Source organism: Pseudomonas sp. s4, from assembly GCF_046764235.1.
Taxonomy (GTDB): domain Bacteria; phylum Pseudomonadota; class Gammaproteobacteria; order Pseudomonadales; family Pseudomonadaceae; genus Aquipseudomonas; species Aquipseudomonas asiatica.
Genome location: NZ_CP177209.1, coordinates 1,767,549 through 1,782,137, shown reverse-complemented (window position 1 = coordinate 1,782,137; position 14,589 = coordinate 1,767,549). Strand labels below are relative to the sequence as shown.

Sequence of the window (14,589 nt, the reverse complement as noted above, 5' to 3'; positions counted from 1 at the left end):
CCGTGACAACTGCCCGGCGGCGTCTTGCTGCCGGGCTTCATCCTGGCGACGTTGCTCGCCCTTGGCCAGACTCGACCTGGCGCAACACCTTCGCCAGTTTCGCCACGGCCATCGCCAGCTCGCCAGGGGTATGCGCCGCAAACCCCATCAGCAATCCCGCCTCCCCTTTCGTCGACGCATACAGGCCACTTAGCCCCAGCAGGTCGATACCAGCGGCCTGCGCCGCCTTCACGACCTGTTCTTCAGGCATCGGCCTGGTGAAAACACAAGGCATCTGCATGCCGCCTGCGGGCACACGCGCGACAAGAAAGTCCGACAGCTGTGCCTGCACCAATGCCGCCAGGGCATCGCGGCGCTCCGCATAGATCGCCCGCATCAAGCGCACATGGGCGCCGAAGTGCCCGCCTTCGATGAACCTGGCCAAGGTCAGTTGCGCCAGCGAAGCCGTATGCCCGTCCTGCAAGGTTCGCGCAGCGATCATCGGCTCGACCAGTTGCGGCGGCAAGACCATGTAGGCAATGCGCAAGCCGGCGACCAGGGACTTGGTGAACGTGCCGATGTAAACCGTACGGTCGTGGGCATCCAGGCCTTGCACGCACGCGGTGGGTTTGCCGGCATAGTGAAACTCGCTGTCGTAATCGTCCTCGATGATCCAGGCGCGTTGTTGCCGCGCCCACTCGATCACCGCCAGACGCCGGTCCAGGGACAGGGTCACGCCAGTAGGGAACTGATGCGAAGGGGTCAGGAAAACAGCCCTGGCATGGGGAGCCAGCCGTGTTATCTGCTCGACCTGCATGCCGTCCGTGTCCACGGCCACGGCGATGCAATGCAGGCCAGCAGCACCCAGCGCCTTCCTGACCCCATGGTAGGCCGGGTCTTCGATAACCACCTGGTCGCCCGCGTCGGCCAATACGTGGGCACACAGGCTGAACGCCTGCTGTGAGCTGGTAAGGATGAGCACGCGGTCAGCCGTGGCCTGTGCGCCACGTTCAAGATTGACGTAATCGGCAATAGCCCGCCGCAGTGGCTCGGTACCTTGCGCGCTACTGGGCTGCAATGCCTGGGAGCCATGTTCCTTGAACACCTGCCGTTGCAGCTTTTCCCAGGCCTGCAACGGGAAGTTGCGGGTTTCCGCCACCCCCGGCGCAAACGGCCGAGAAACGAAGAAATTGTGCACTCCGCCCTCCTGGCACAGCGCCTGGCCACGACGGCTGATTGCCGGCGGTTCGTCCGGGGCTTTCACCTTGCGGCCCCGGGGCTGGGCCGGCAGGTACTGCGCACGGGGTGAAACGAAGCTGCCACTGCCCACCCGGCGCTCGATGAAGCCTTCGGCGTGCAGCTGGCCATATGCAGCCTCGACCGTATCCCGTGACACAGCCAGCGAGGCCGCCAGCGCACGGGAGGCGGGCAACGCCTTGCCCACGGGCAACGCCCCTTCGAGAACAAGCTGGCGTATCGCACGCTGGATTCTTACGTGCAAAGGCAGTGACGCGCGCTCTGGGTCGCCGATCCAGGCTTTCACCGACTCCAGTTGTGCATGCTTGAACATTGGTATGGCCATGTGTGGAAAAGTGGTGGGGCTATACCGGCCATTCTAGCGCTATAAAAACCAGCCTTTCCAACCCTATGCGCCAGAACGACCGAGGCCTCGATGAACACGCCCGCACACACTGTTCCCACCCCGATACGGCTGACAGACATCCTTCACCCCGTGGTGGCGGGGATCGTTTCGGTAATAGTCAATTATGGCGGCACCTTCATCCTGGTGTTCCAGGCCGCCAAGCTGGCCGGGCTGAGCCCGGCGCTGACCTCCTCGTGGGTCTGGTCAGTGTCGATCGGCGTCGGGCTCAGTGGCCTGGTCCTGTCCTGGTACAGCCGCGAGCCGGTGATCACCGCCTGGTCCACGCCGGCCGCTGCGTTCCTGGTCACAGCGCTGGCCAGCGTGCCCTACAGCGACGCCATCGGTGCCTACCTGCTGTCGGCAGGCGGCTTCGTGATGCTGGGAGTGACCGGTTACTTCGAGCGCCTGGTGCGGGCCATCCCGGGCGGAATTGCCGCCGGCCTGCTGGCGGGTATCCTGTTGCAATTCGGCATTGGTGCATTCGGCGGCCTCTCGGTCGACCCCGCCCTGGCCGGGCTGTTGATCGCGGCCTATGTAACATTCAAACGCTTTACCGCCCGCTATGCCGTAGTAGGCATTCTGCTGCTGGGCCTGGGCTACCTGCTACTGCAGGGCCAGGTGGACCTGACAGCGCTCAGGCTGGAATTCGCCACGCCGTTGTTCACCGCGCCCACCTTCTCCCTCAACGCCGCCCTGAGCGTGGCCCTGCCGTTGTTCCTGATCACCCTTACCGGTCAGTACATGCCAGGCATGCTGGTGCTGCGCAACGATGGCTTCAAGACCAGCGCCAATCCGATCGTGGCAGTCACTGGCCTGGGGTCGTTGCTGATGGCACCGTTCGGGTCGCACGCTTTCAACATCGCTGCCATCACCGCCGCCATCTGCACTGGCAAGGAAGCCCACGAAGACCCGGGCAAACGCTGGGTCGCGGGCATCGCTGCCGGTGTCTGCTACATCCTCGTAGGGGTATTCGGGGTCACCCTGGCCAGTGTGTTCATGGCCCTGCCGGCCACCTTCATCACCACGCTGGCCGGCCTTGCACTGCTGGGCACCATCGGCGCCAGCCTGGCCAACGCAATGGCAGATGCCCGTTCACGCGAAGCGGCACTGATCACATTCCTGGCCGCGGCAGCCAACATCAACCTGTTTGGCATTGGCGGGGCATTCTGGGGGCTGGTCATTGGCTTGCTGGCCTATGCCGTACTGAACGGCCGCCTACCCGGTTTCTGCCACTTCTCCCGGTAAGCGGGCTTTCCACCATCCTGCCGTGCGCCAGGTGCGCACGCCGTACAACAGGTATCGACATGCCCAAAGCTGGCCCCAAGCTTCTTACCCAAATTGCTGCCGTACACTTCGTCAGCCATGTGCACATCATGCTTATCCCGGCGCTGCTACCCGTGCTCCCCGACTTGCTGGGGGTAGGGTTCGTCGAACTCGGCGCAGCCCTGGCCGTGTTCAATATCGTCTCCGCCCTGGTGCAGGCACCGCTAGGCTATGCCGTCGACCACTACGGTGCGCGCAAGGTGCTCAAGGCGGGCTTGCTGCTGGGCAGCATCAGTTTCCTGCTGGTTGCTGTCAGCCCCAGCTACATCCTGCTGTTGGTGGCGATGGCCATGGCCGGCCTGGCCAATGGCGTGTACCACCCGGCCGACTACGCGCTGCTGGCCAACGGCATCGAACAAGGCCGCCTGGGGCGGGCGTTCTCGATCCATACCTTTGCCGGCTTCCTCGGCTCGGCGGTAACGCCAGCTATATTTCTCGGCATCGCTGCACTATTCGGCACGCAGGCTGCCCTGATGGCGGGCTCGGCTGCGGGGGTTGCCGCCTTGCTGTTGATATCGGTTCCAGGCAATGGAATCCACCACGTTGCCAAGCCTGGCAAAGGCGGCGCTGGCCCCACTGCAGCAGGTCGCGCGCGACTGTTCACGCCCATGCTCGGGCTGCTGACGGTCCTGTTCATCTTGCTCAACCTGAGCACCAGTGCCATCGAGAAGTTCTCCGTGGCCGCCCTGGTCCAGGGCCAAGACCTGACCCTGGCCTGGGCCAACACGGCACTCACGGCCTTTCTGCTCAGCAGCGCTGCAGGTGTACTGTGCGGTGGGGCCCTGGCTGACCGGACCCGGCGTCACGGCCTGGTGGCGGCCTCGGCCTTTGCCCTGGCTGCCGCGTTGACAACGCTGGTGGCCCTCGGGCTGCTTCGGGGCTGGGGGTTGGTGGTGGTTCTCGGTGCCATTGGCTTGCTGACCGGGATCATCGCCCCGTCGAGGGACATGCTGGTGAAGGCGGCGGCACCGAGCGGCGCCGAGGGCAAAGCGTTCGGGCTGGTCTCGACCGGCTTCAGCATCGGCGGTGCCCTCGGGCCGGTGGCGTTTGGCTGGATGCTCGACCAACGCCTGCCTCATGGCATCTTCGTGGCATCGATCGTGTTCATGCTGCTGACGGTGCTGCTGACCTTGGCACAGGAGGCCTACCTGGCCAGGAAGCACCGACAGCCTGTCTAGCCCCAGGGCTGCTTTGCAGCCCTTTCGCAATGCAAGGCAGATCCAGCAGAACAGCACATGGCCATTGATTCATCTGCGCACTGGCTACTCAGGCGACCGGATTGGCATGCACCACCCTCCCACCTGCCCCCGGCCGATTGACGAACAACACATCCAGCACACTGCCGTGCAACCCCTTTAACGCATTCCAGTTCGCTGATGCATGCACGTACCTGTCTCGCAACAATCGCTGCTCATCCTCGGTCAACCCAGGCTGTTCGCATTCACCCAGGGCAAACGCATGCAACTTGCGGCTGATGCCCAGCAGTTCATCCGGCAGCCGGTGCTCGACCTGCCCGCCCAGTTGCGCAAACGGCACACCAGCGCGCACCGCCAGCTCCCGCATGATGCTCAGGTACACCCGCGACAGCTGCCCCGCCACTTCCCGTTCGCGGTACACCGCCGCATATACCTGTTTTTGCGCCTCGCTAGGCAGGCCACCGGCAATCGGAACCTCCCAGGCCAGCACACGCGGCCTGGGCGCGCCCATTTCGCCAAACGACGACGCCAGCAACGCACTGACTGTGGCATGCACACGCGTGTGCTCGGCGCGCATTCTCAGCGGCACCCGCTGAGAATGCGGTTTGCACAGCAGCACCTGCTCCTGCGTGGTATCCGGGTAACCACCGCCAATGTTCGAGTGCACGCCTGGCAACACGATGTCATGGCCGCTGCGTACCAGCGGGAAGTTGTGCCGCTGCTCGTCCCCCGCCACCAGCTGCACCATTTGCCGGGCAATGCCCGCGCCCAGGCCAAGGCGCAAGCCACCATGGCGGTCGTCGGCAGGATCGAAGTCGCCCTGCAGCGGCGCGATGATTGCCGCAACCGTGTCGAACAGGCCGATGAAGTTGATCACGATGCCACAGGGCACAGCCAACAGGCTGCTGCCGCCATCATGCAGCAGGTTGGCCAGATGACGCACAGCCGCAGCGCCGCGGCTGAAACCGAACAAGTCGAACTCGACCCGCTCGAGCCTTGCCTGTGGGTGCGCCTGGCGCCAGTCCCGCAGTTGCCCGGCAATCCCCGCCAAGGCCTCGGTGACCCGCGCCTCGGCCCCTCTACGCCCACACCCGGTGGCCGAGGCATAGGCATGATCCGCCTCCCCCGCCAGGGTGCCCACGCCCTCGACATAGCGCTTCAGAAACGCCATGGTCCCATCAGCATTGGCCCCCTGCGTCGGGTACAGTGCATGCAACAGGGCCACATTGCTCAAGGCATTGGCATAACTGCCCCCCTTGTTCCCCGGTGCATCCACCGGCATCACATTGCTCAGGTTGTTACCGGTGCCATCGAAGAACACGCCAAAACGCAGGGTGACCGGCGTGATGCGTGCAGTGCTACAGCTGTTCAGGTCCATCGTCGTGCTTCCTGCTTGTACCAAAAGCACAAGCAGGCGCCAGCACGCTGCTGCGGAACATCAGCCAATGGCCAGCGATACACAGGACATTTCCGGACCTGCATGGCCCCCGGCAAGGATAAATTTCCCTACCGCCATTGGTCGCCACCCCCCCGGATGGATTAAAGTATCACCCCTTGCCAGGGCAGCTGCTTCCAGCCGCCTGCGGCCCCATACCAGGAACCGTCACCGATGGAACACCGTGAAGCGCTGATCGCGCTGCGCACCTTTCTTTCTTCCCAGATCCTAGGCCAGGAGAAACTGGTCGAGCGGCTGTTGATCGTGCTCCTGGCAGACGGCCACATGCTGGTCGAAGGCGCGCCGGGCCTGGCCAAGACCAAGGCCATCAAAGAGCTCGCCGAAGGCATCGAGGCGCAGTTCCATCGCATCCAGTTCACCCCCGACCTGCTCCCGGCCGACATCACCGGCACCGAAATCTACCGCCCGGAAACCGGCAGCTTCGTGTTCCAGCAGGGGCCGATCTTCCACAACCTGGTGCTGGCCGACGAAATCAACCGCGCCCCGGCCAAGGTGCAGTCCGCACTGCTCGAGGCCATGGCCGAACGCCAGGTCAGCGTGGGCCGCAGCACCTACGACCTGTCGCCGCTGTTCCTGGTCATGGCCACACAGAACCCGATCGAGCAGGAAGGCACCTACCCGCTGCCCGAAGCCCAGCTCGACCGCTTCCTGATGCACGTGAAAATCGGCTTCCCCGACGCTGCGGTAGAGCGGCGCATCCTGTTGCAGGCCCGTGGTGAAGCCCTGGGCGGCGAGACCAAGCCCGAGCGCCGGGTCAGCCAGCAGGCGATCTTCGCCGCCCGCAAGGAAATCCTTGGCCTGTACATGGCCGACGCGGTGGAGGAATACCTGGTGCAACTGGTGATGGCCACCCGCACCCCGGCCAAGTTCGATGCCGAACTGGCCGACTGGATCGCCTACGGCGCCAGCCCGCGTGGTTCCATTTCGCTGGACCGCTGCGCGCGCGCCCACGCCTGGCTGGCCGGGCGCGATTTCGTCAGCCCCGAAGACATCCAGGCGGTGCTGTTCGACGTGCTGCGCCACCGCATCATCCTCTCGTTCGAGGCCGAGGCGGCAGGGATCGATCAGGACCGCGTGGTCCAGCGCATCCTCGACGTCGTCGCCGTTGCCTGAGCCCATGCCCACTGCATCGCTGGCCGAACCCGGCATCCGCATCGGCCTTGCCGAGCTGATCGACATGCGCCACCGCGTGCGCGAAATCCAGCTGTTTTCCCGGCCCGGCCAGCGCAGCCCGCTGGTGGGCCTACACCACTCCAAGCTGCGCGGGCGCGGCGTGGACTTCGACCAGGTGCGCGTCTACCAGGCTGGCGACGATGTGCGCAACATCGACTGGCGGGTTACCGCGCGTACCCAGGAGCCGCATACCAAGCTGTTCCACGAAGAGCGCGAACGGCCCATCTTCATTCTTGTCGAGCAGAGCCAACGGCTGTTCTTCGGCTCGGGGCTGATGTTCAAGTCGGTGCTGGCCGCCCAGGCTGCAGCGCTGTTCGGCTGGGCCGCGCTGGGCCATAACGACCGCATTGGCGGGTTGGTGTTTGGCGACAACGAGCACCACGAAATCAAGCCCCGGCGCAGCAAGCAGAGCCTGCTGCAACTGCTCAACCGCCTGGCCAAGGTCAACCAGGCGCTGCACACCGAGGCCACGCCCGGTGCCGACAGCCTCGGCCTGGCCCTGCGCCGCGCCCGCGAAGTGCTGCGCCCCGGCAGCCTGGCCATCGTGATCTGCGATGAGCGCTCGCTCACTGCCCAGGTGGAGCAGCACCTGGCCATGCTCTCGCGCCATTGCGACCTGCTGTTGATGCCGGTGTCCGACCCGCTCGATCATGCCCTGCCCGCCGCCGGCCTGCTGCGCTTCGCACAGCGCAGCGCGCAGCTGGAGCTCGACACCCTGGACGCCAACCTGCGCCAGGCCTACCGCCAGCAGGCCGAAGCGCGTATCGAGCGCTGGGAGCTGATGGCGCAAAAGCTGCGCGTGCTGCTGATGCCACTGAGCACCCAAAGCGACATGATCGAGCAGCTGCGCGAATACCTGAACGCCCAGCGGCCACGGAGCGCGTCATGAAGAGCAGCGGCCAATGAACCCGCTTGATCAACTGCAGCCGCTGATCGCCCCCGCGCCGATCGGCCTTTGGCCACCGGCACCCGGCTGGTGGCTGCTGCTGGCCGTGCTGCCGCTGCTGGCCTGGGGCCTGTGGCGGGTGCGCCACTGGCGCCCGGGCAAACGCCGTATCGTGCGTGCCGAACAACCCTTGGACCCGGTACGCGTGGAAGCACTGGCCGAACTGGCCCGCCTGCCGCGCCCCTACGACGGCGCCCCGGCCGGGGCGTGGCTGCAACAGATCAACGCCCTGCTCAAGCGCCTGTGCCGCAGCCACTACCCGGGTGCCAACAGCCATACACTCAACGGCCGCCAGTGGCTGGCGTTTCTCGACAACCGCTGCCCGGCCGCCGGCCTGACCCGCTGGATGGTACTGGTAGAGGGCGCCTACAAACCCGAGTGCAAGCTCGACGACAAGGCCATCGCCGGGCTCAGCCAAGCCGTCGAAACCTGGATTCGCAAGCATGTTTGAACTGGCCTGGCCGTGGGTCTTCGCCCTGTTGCCGCTGCCGTGGCTGGCGCGCCTGGTGTTGCCGGCCGCCGACAGCGGCGAACCGGTGCTCAAGGTGGGCTTCCTCGACGAACTGGAAGACCTGGCCGGGCGCCGCGCAAGGCTCAACCTGCCGACCTGGCGCCAGCAGGCGCCCTTTGTCGTCATCTGGCTGCTGCTGCTGTGCGCCGCCGCCCGCCCGCAATGGCTGGGCGAGCCGGTGCCAGTGGCTGCCAGCGGCCGCGACCTGCTGGTGGCGGTGGATGTGTCCGGGTCGATGGACTTCCCCGACATGCAGTGGCAGAACGAAGAAATCAGCCGCCTCGACCTGGTCAAGGCGCTGCTCGGTGACTTCCTGCAGGAGCGCGAGGGCGACCGCGTGGGCCTGATCCTGTTCGGCAGCCAAGCCTACCTGCAGGCGCCGCTCACCTTCGACCGGCGCACCGTGCGCACCTTCCTCGACGAAGCGCAGATCGGCATCGCCGGCAAGAACACCGCCATCGGAGACGCCATTGGCCTGGCGGTCAAGCGCCTGCGTCAACGGCCGGCACAAAGCCGGGTGCTGGTGCTGATCACCGACGGTGCCAACAACGGCGGGCAGATCCACCCGCTGACCGCCGCCCGCCTGGCCGCCCAGGAAGGCGTGCGCATCTACACCATCGGCATCGGCGCCAACCCCGAAGCCAGTGGCACCCCCGGCCTGCTCGGCCTGAACCCGAGCCTGGACCTGGACGAAGCCTCGCTCAAGGAAATTGCCGATATCACCCACGGCACCTACTTCCGCGCCCATGACGGCGCCGAACTGGACGCCATCGGCGACACCCTCGACCAGCTCGAACCGGTGGCCCAGCAACCGACCCAGGCGCGCACGGCCAAGGCCCTGTATGCCTGGCCCCTGGCCCTTGCCCTGCTGCTGAGCGTGCTGCTGGTGCTGGCCGTGCAATGGCCCGACAACCTGCTGCACCGCCTGCTGCGCAAGCCGCGCTTCCTGCAACCGCACCCAGAATGGCGCCAGCGCCTGAAGCGCCTGCGCCTGAGGAGGCGGCGATGATCGAACTGTGGCCCGAATGGTTGCGCCCGCTCTGGCTGCTGGCCGTACCCCTGCTCGCCTGGCTGCTGTACAAACTGTGGCACCGGCGCAAGCGCGCCGGGCGCTGGCAGATGATTCTGCCACCGGCGTTCCATGGCGTCCTGCTCGGCGGTGGCAGCGGCAGCACCAGCAAGCTGCCGTGGGTGGCGCTGGGCCTGGCCTGGGTGCTGGTGATCCTGGCGCTGCTCGGGCCGAGTTGGCAGCGCGTGGAAGAAAGCCGCCAGCGCCCGGCCGACCCACTGGTGATCCTGCTCGAACTGACCCCGCAGATGCTCGCCGAGGACAGCCCGCCCAACCGCCTGGAGCAGGCGCGGCGCAAAATCCTCGACCTGCTGGAGCACCGCCGCGACAGCCAGACCGCGCTGGTGGTCTACGCTGGCTCCGCACACACCCTGGTGCCGCTGTCCGATGACTTGGCCACCAGCCGCAACCTGCTCGAGGCGGTCGACCCATCGATCATGCCCAAGCCCGGCCAGCGCGCCGACCTGGCCGTGCAAAAAGGCCTCGCCCTGCTTGCCCAGAGCGGCCTGGGCCAGGGCCGCCTGCTGCTGATCGGCTCGTCGCTCAGCGCCCCGGAGCGCGAAGGCATCGCCCAGGCCCTCGGCCGGCAGGGCCCGAGCCTGTTGATGCTGGGCATCGGCAGCAGCGAAGGCGCACCGGTGCGCCAGGCCAATGGCGAATACCTGAAGGACGACCAGGGCGGCATCCTGTTGCCACGCCTGGACAGCGCCAGCCTCAAGGGCTTCATCAACGGCACCGGCGGGCGCTACCGGCATGCTCGCATCGACGACCTCGACCTGCGAGGCCTGGGCCTGTTCGACAGCCCGCGCACCGGGCGCAATGATGGCCAGACCCTGCAATTGGACAGCTGGGCCGACCAGGGGTACTGGCTGCTGCTGCCGCTGTTGCTGCTGGCCGCCTGTGCCGGCCGACGCGGCTGGCTGTTCTGCCTGCCGCTGCTGCTGGCCCTGCCCCAGCCCAGCCAGGCCTTCGAGTTCAACGACCTGTGGCTGCGCCCCGACCAGCAAGGCCAGCGCCTGCTGGAGCAGAACCGCCCGGCCAGCGCCGCGCGCCAGTTCCAGGACCCGCAATGGCGCGGCATGGCCCTGTACCAGGCCGGCGACTATGCCGGCGCTGCCGAAGCCTTTTCCCAAGGCGACACCGCCGCCGCACACTACAATCGAGGCAACGCCCTGGCCCGCAGCGGTGAGCTGGAAGCCGCGCTGGACGCCTACGAACAAGCCCTGGAACGCCAACCCGACCTGCAAGCGGCGCTGGACAACCAGGCACTGGTGCAGCAACTGCTGCAACAGCGCGAGGCCACTGCCGAGGAACAACCGGCCAGCAGCGATACCCAAGGCACGCCCGGCAGCGAAACCGAAGGCAACAGCAGCTCGGCCAGCAGCCCGGCCCAGGGCACGCCCGGCAACGACGAACAGGCCAGCGCCGAACAGCCCGGCGAAGGCAGCAGCAACAGCCAGGTAACGCCCGGCAACCAAGCGGGCGCGGACGACAGCGTCATCCAGCCGCCGCAGCGCCCGGTATCGACCAGCCTTGATACCGAACAGCGCCAGGCCCTGGAACAATGGCTGCGGGAGATCCCCGACAACCCGGCGGAGCTGCTGCGGCGCAAATTCTGGTATGAACAGCAATTGCATCAGGAAACCTCACGATGAGTCGCTTCGGCGTCTTTCTCCTCTGTCTGCTGTGGGCCGTGCTGGCCCAGGCCGAACCGTTGCTGCGCGCCAGCGTCGACCGTACCCGCCTGGAAGCCGGCGAAAGCCTGGAGCTGACTCTGGAAAGCCAGGACGTCACCCAGTTCGGCAAGCCCGACCTGCGCGCGCTGGAGGGTGACTTCGAAGTGCGCGGCACGCGCCAGCTGAACAGCCTGCACAGCCTCGACGGCGAAACCCGCGCCAGTACCCGCTGGATCATCACCCTGCTGCCGCGACGCAGCGGCAGCCTGCGCATCCCCGAACTGCAACTGGGCCAGTCGCACAGCCAGGCCATCGAACTGCAAGTGCTGCAGGCCGATGCCAGCCGCCAGGACAGTGCCTCGCAGGTGTTCATCGAAGCCACGCTCGACAGCAGCGAGGTCTACGTACAGGCCCAGGCCGTGCTCACCCTGCGCATCTACCATTCGGTGGCACTGTACGACGACAGCAGCCTCAGCCCGCTGCAACTGGAAAACGCCAAAGTCGAACCGCTGGGTGAATCGCGCACCTATGAAAAGGAAATCAACGGCGTCCGCCACGGCGTGATCGAAACCCGCTATGCCGTGTATGCCCAACAAAGCGGAACCCTCGACATCCCACCGTTGACTTTCACCGCCACCGCCGCCGCCAGCCAGGACGAGGCCCCGCAAGCCAACGGCACGGCCCGGGCCGGCCACCAGGTGCAGGTCAGCTCGTTGCCATTGCGCCTGGCCGTGCGGCCGATTCCGGCGGCCTGGCCTGCTGGCGTGCCCTGGCTACCGGCCCGCAGCCTGACACTTGAAGAGCACTGGAACCCCGACCCTGGCAACCAGCAGGTGCAGATTGGCGACTCGCTGACCCGCAACATCACCCTGCGTGCCGAAGGCTTGTCCAGCACCCAGCTGCCACCGCTGCCAGCCACCGAAATCACCGGCCTGCGCCGGTACCCCGACCAGCCATTGCTGCGCAACGAAATCAGCGAACGAGGGATGATTGCCAACCGCGAAGAGCGCGAAGCCTTGGTGCCGACCCACAGCGGCGCGCTGGCCCTGCCGGCGCTGGAAGTGGCCTGGTGGAATACCCGAGAAGACCACCTGGAGCACAGCAGCCTGCCGGCGCGCACGCTGAATGTGCAGGACAACCCGGCGCTGAGCGCCGACACCCCGGTCGGCGACAACAGCAGTGCCAGCAGCTTGCTGTGGCCCTGGCAGCTGGCCACCCTGGTGTTCGCCCTCACCACCGTGCTGGGCTTTGCCCTGTGGTGGCGCGCCCGCTCGCAGCCAGCGGTGCTGCGTGCCGCGCAGGCCGGGCCGAGCCCACGTACCTTGCTGGATGATCTCAAGCGCGCGTGCCAGGCCAACGACCCACAGGCAACCCGCCAGGCGCTGGACGCCTGGGCCCGCCAGCAGCCGGAGACCCTGGCCGAGATGGCGGCGCGGTTCGTGCCGTTGTCGGATGCACTGGATGGGTTGAATGGGGCGCTGTATAGCGAGAGCGGGCAGTATTGGCAGGGTGAAGATTTGTGGCGGGCGATCGGTACGATTCCCCCGGCTGAGCAGGTATTGCTGCCGACCGGCGAGAACGGCAGCCTGCCGCCGCTCTATCCCAAGTGATGTGCTGCCTGTGCAGGCCTCTTCGCGGGCATGCCCGCTCCCACAGTGACCGCGCCGGCCTGTAGGAGCAGCCTTGTGCTGCGAAGAGGCCATGACTGCCACAGACAGTCTTCTGTCATACCGGCCTCTTCGCAGCACAAGGCTGCTCCTACAGTCATTGGCTGCTTACACCCCCCCTGTGGGAGCGGGCGTGCCCGCGAACACCGGCGCAGCCGGTGCCACCGTAAGATATTTCTGAACCTGCCCCCCAATGCTTCAGGATCAACCCGCTTAGGAATTATCCTACGCGCGCTGCCGAACTATCACTGTTGTCGGGGAAACACCTCACGGATAAAGCTTCCGGGGCGCTTCGGTGACCGGGTGTGAGAACCCGACGATAAGCAAATTCCGTCAGCTTTCATGGCGGCCGCGCGCGGGCAGACTTCGGTCTGGCCGAGTTTTCCTTTGCTTCCTCGGTTTCTCACCCCGCGCACGGCTGCCACCTAAACCCGTGAGAAGGTTGCGGTGGTGGCATTCTCTGATCAAGCAAAGGGTTTGAATCATAAAAAAGGATCGTCCCCGATCCACCCGTAAAACTAACGGCCCGTCCCTTCTACACCATCAACCAGGACACACCCTCGGTTGACGCCCTGATCCACACCCTCCAGCTGATGGCCGGCATCGAAGACTCGCTGGACGAATACATCTGCGCCAATGCCGGCGAGCCCGGCATCAACATGCTGGTCAACGCGGTGCATCACGTACAGATGACCAAGGCCTTGGCCGAGTTGCTGTTGCACCGGCAAACCGGGGATATCACCCGGCACTGACTACACAGCCCCAAGACATGCGCGACCCCTGCAGGAGCGGCCTTGTGTCGCGAAAGGGGTGCGAAGCGCCCCCAGGATCTGCGCATCACCGCAAAATCGCCGGGGCCGCCTTGCGGCCCTTTCGCGACACAAGGCCGCTCCTACAGAGACCGTGATCAGGGCTTCATCAACCTGCGAGCACCGGTTGAACTGGCTGACGGCTCAGATGAACCGCTGCCCCTCGAACGGGTTCCAGCTCTGCTGCCCTTTGGTCTGCTTCAGGTAGTAGGCACGGTTGGTCAGGAAGCTGTACAGAAACGCAAACGCCATGCTGATGCCGTTATCCACCGGGCGCGGGATCTCGCTACCCGTCGCGATCTCGTAGTAGCTCAGGAGAACGCCGATGGCGATCATGATGGTCAGCATGACCAGGTTCTTCTTCCACAGCCCCAGCACGAACCAGTAGATCGGGCCGAAGAAAAAGGCGATGAAGTTGTTGTTGATCAGCAGCTTCTTGCCAAATGGCAAGGCGCGGAAAGCGGCTTTGTAGGGCTCGGAGGTGGGTGCGCCGTACTGATCGAAGAAAGCGAAACGCTCCCGCCATTTTGGCTTGAGGTTATCTGGGGTGGATTGGGTTTGTGGGATGCCTTCCATTGGTGACTCCTGTGATCGTCGTCCGTGAGTGTCGAATAGCCATGATCATGGCCGGTTCGGAGGGTAAATCAGCATGCCTTTGAGGGCAAGCTTGATACCTCCCGCAAAGCGAGAGCCAAGTCACGAAACACTCAAGGCTTCCAGATCGGCGCGATCAGAAATTCGTTGTTCACCAATTGATGTCGGTCAGGCGACCCAGCGGGTGGTCGTAGTGCAGGTGTACGCGGGTGCCGCCGGTGGCGCTGATGTCGGTCAGCGTACCGTCAGGCGTGCGGGTGAAATGCAGGAAGTGGCCGAGAACGTTCTCGATGCGTTGCAGCGGCACTTCGGTGTTGGTGTCTGGCACTTCGCCGAAGTAGAAGAACAGGTTGTCCCGCGTTTGCAGGATGTAGTGGCCGCCCTCGGTGCACACCAGGTACACTTGCTCGTGCGGGTTGCGCTGACCGTATTTGCCCTAAAAATATTTGGCTCCGCCAGCAATTTGGCAGAGCCAGTCTATTTTAACTGTTAAAGATCACGCCATCAAAGTCGTACAACAAAAAATTTACACAGAAAATAACTCTCGG

The 14,589-nt window shown here is 65.3% G+C and carries 12 protein-coding genes and 1 pseudogene; 9 read left to right on the top strand and 4 right to left on the bottom strand.

The annotated features are described in order from the left end of the window. Positions 1–37 precede the first annotated feature (37 nt). Entirely contained in the window at positions 38–1,549 is a 1,512-nt protein-coding gene (locus ACK56M_RS08370) for a PLP-dependent aminotransferase family protein (protein ID WP_411959359.1), read from the bottom strand. 102 nt (positions 1,550–1,651) lie between these two features. Between ACK56M_RS08370 and ACK56M_RS08365 the strand changes: the two genes are divergently transcribed. Continuing rightward, entirely contained in the window at positions 1,652–2,866 is a 1,215-nt protein-coding gene (locus ACK56M_RS08365; protein WP_100413403.1) for a benzoate/H(+) symporter BenE family transporter, read from the top strand. 59 nt (positions 2,867–2,925) lie between these two features. Next, positions 2,926–4,122, top strand: a complete 1,197-nt coding sequence (locus tag ACK56M_RS08360; RefSeq protein ID WP_054573347.1) for an MFS transporter — start codon at positions 2,926–2,928, stop codon at positions 4,120–4,122. Between the two features lie 88 nt (positions 4,123–4,210). Here ACK56M_RS08360 and ACK56M_RS08355 read toward each other — a convergent pair whose 3' ends face one another. Then, positions 4,211–5,518, bottom strand: a complete 1,308-nt coding sequence (locus ACK56M_RS08355; RefSeq protein WP_096009981.1) for a T6SS phospholipase effector Tle1-like catalytic domain-containing protein — start codon at positions 5,516–5,518, stop codon at positions 4,211–4,213. A 231-nt stretch (positions 5,519–5,749) separates the two neighbouring features. On the opposite strand from ACK56M_RS08355, the gene ACK56M_RS08350 reads away from it, so the two are divergent. The 7 genes from ACK56M_RS08350 to ACK56M_RS08320 all read left to right on the top strand — a co-directional run bounded on the left by ACK56M_RS08350 (position 5,750) and on the right by ACK56M_RS08320 (position 13,390). After that, on the top strand, positions 5,750–6,709 hold the full coding sequence (locus tag ACK56M_RS08350) for an AAA family ATPase (protein ID WP_013971644.1): 960 nt from the start codon (positions 5,750–5,752) through the stop codon (positions 6,707–6,709). A gap of 4 nt (positions 6,710–6,713) precedes the next feature. Next, positions 6,714–7,658: a DUF58 domain-containing protein gene (locus ACK56M_RS08345; RefSeq protein WP_013971643.1), complete on the top strand. Its 945-nt coding sequence runs from the start codon at positions 6,714–6,716 to the stop codon at positions 7,656–7,658. Between the two features lie 13 nt (positions 7,659–7,671). Beyond that, a complete protein-coding gene (locus ACK56M_RS08340) occupies positions 7,672–8,166 on the top strand; it encodes a DUF4381 domain-containing protein (RefSeq protein WP_015269461.1) in 495 nt (164 codons plus the stop codon). Next, positions 8,159–9,235 (top strand): vWA domain-containing protein, encoded by a 1,077-nt coding sequence (locus ACK56M_RS08335; protein ID WP_100413402.1) that lies wholly within the window; start codon positions 8,159–8,161, stop codon positions 9,233–9,235. Before ACK56M_RS08340 ends, ACK56M_RS08335 begins: the two co-directional genes overlap by 8 nt. After that, positions 9,232–10,950 (top strand): vWA domain-containing protein, encoded by a 1,719-nt coding sequence (locus ACK56M_RS08330; protein WP_054573348.1) that lies wholly within the window; start codon positions 9,232–9,234, stop codon positions 10,948–10,950. Before ACK56M_RS08335 ends, ACK56M_RS08330 begins: the two co-directional genes overlap by 4 nt. Next, on the top strand, positions 10,947–12,581 hold the full coding sequence (locus ACK56M_RS08325) for a BatD family protein (RefSeq protein WP_015269458.1): 1,635 nt from the start codon (positions 10,947–10,949) through the stop codon (positions 12,579–12,581). Before ACK56M_RS08330 ends, ACK56M_RS08325 begins: the two co-directional genes overlap by 4 nt. Before the next feature lie 650 nt (positions 12,582–13,231). After that, complete coding sequence (locus ACK56M_RS08320) at positions 13,232–13,390, top strand: hypothetical protein (RefSeq protein WP_015269457.1); 159 nt, start codon at positions 13,232–13,234, stop codon at positions 13,388–13,390. Between the two features lie 201 nt (positions 13,391–13,591). Here the strand turns inward: ACK56M_RS08320 and ACK56M_RS08315 are convergent, their stop codons facing one another. Both ACK56M_RS08315 and ACK56M_RS08310 read right to left on the bottom strand, forming a co-directional pair. Beyond that, on the bottom strand, positions 13,592–14,023 hold the full coding sequence (locus ACK56M_RS08315) for a DUF2628 domain-containing protein (protein WP_191471875.1): 432 nt from the start codon (positions 14,021–14,023) through the stop codon (positions 13,592–13,594). Positions 14,024–14,201: 178 nt separating this feature from the next. Continuing rightward, positions 14,202–14,468: pseudogene (locus tag ACK56M_RS08310) on the bottom strand (hypothetical protein); the annotation flags it as partial. Positions 14,469–14,589 lie beyond the last annotated feature (121 nt).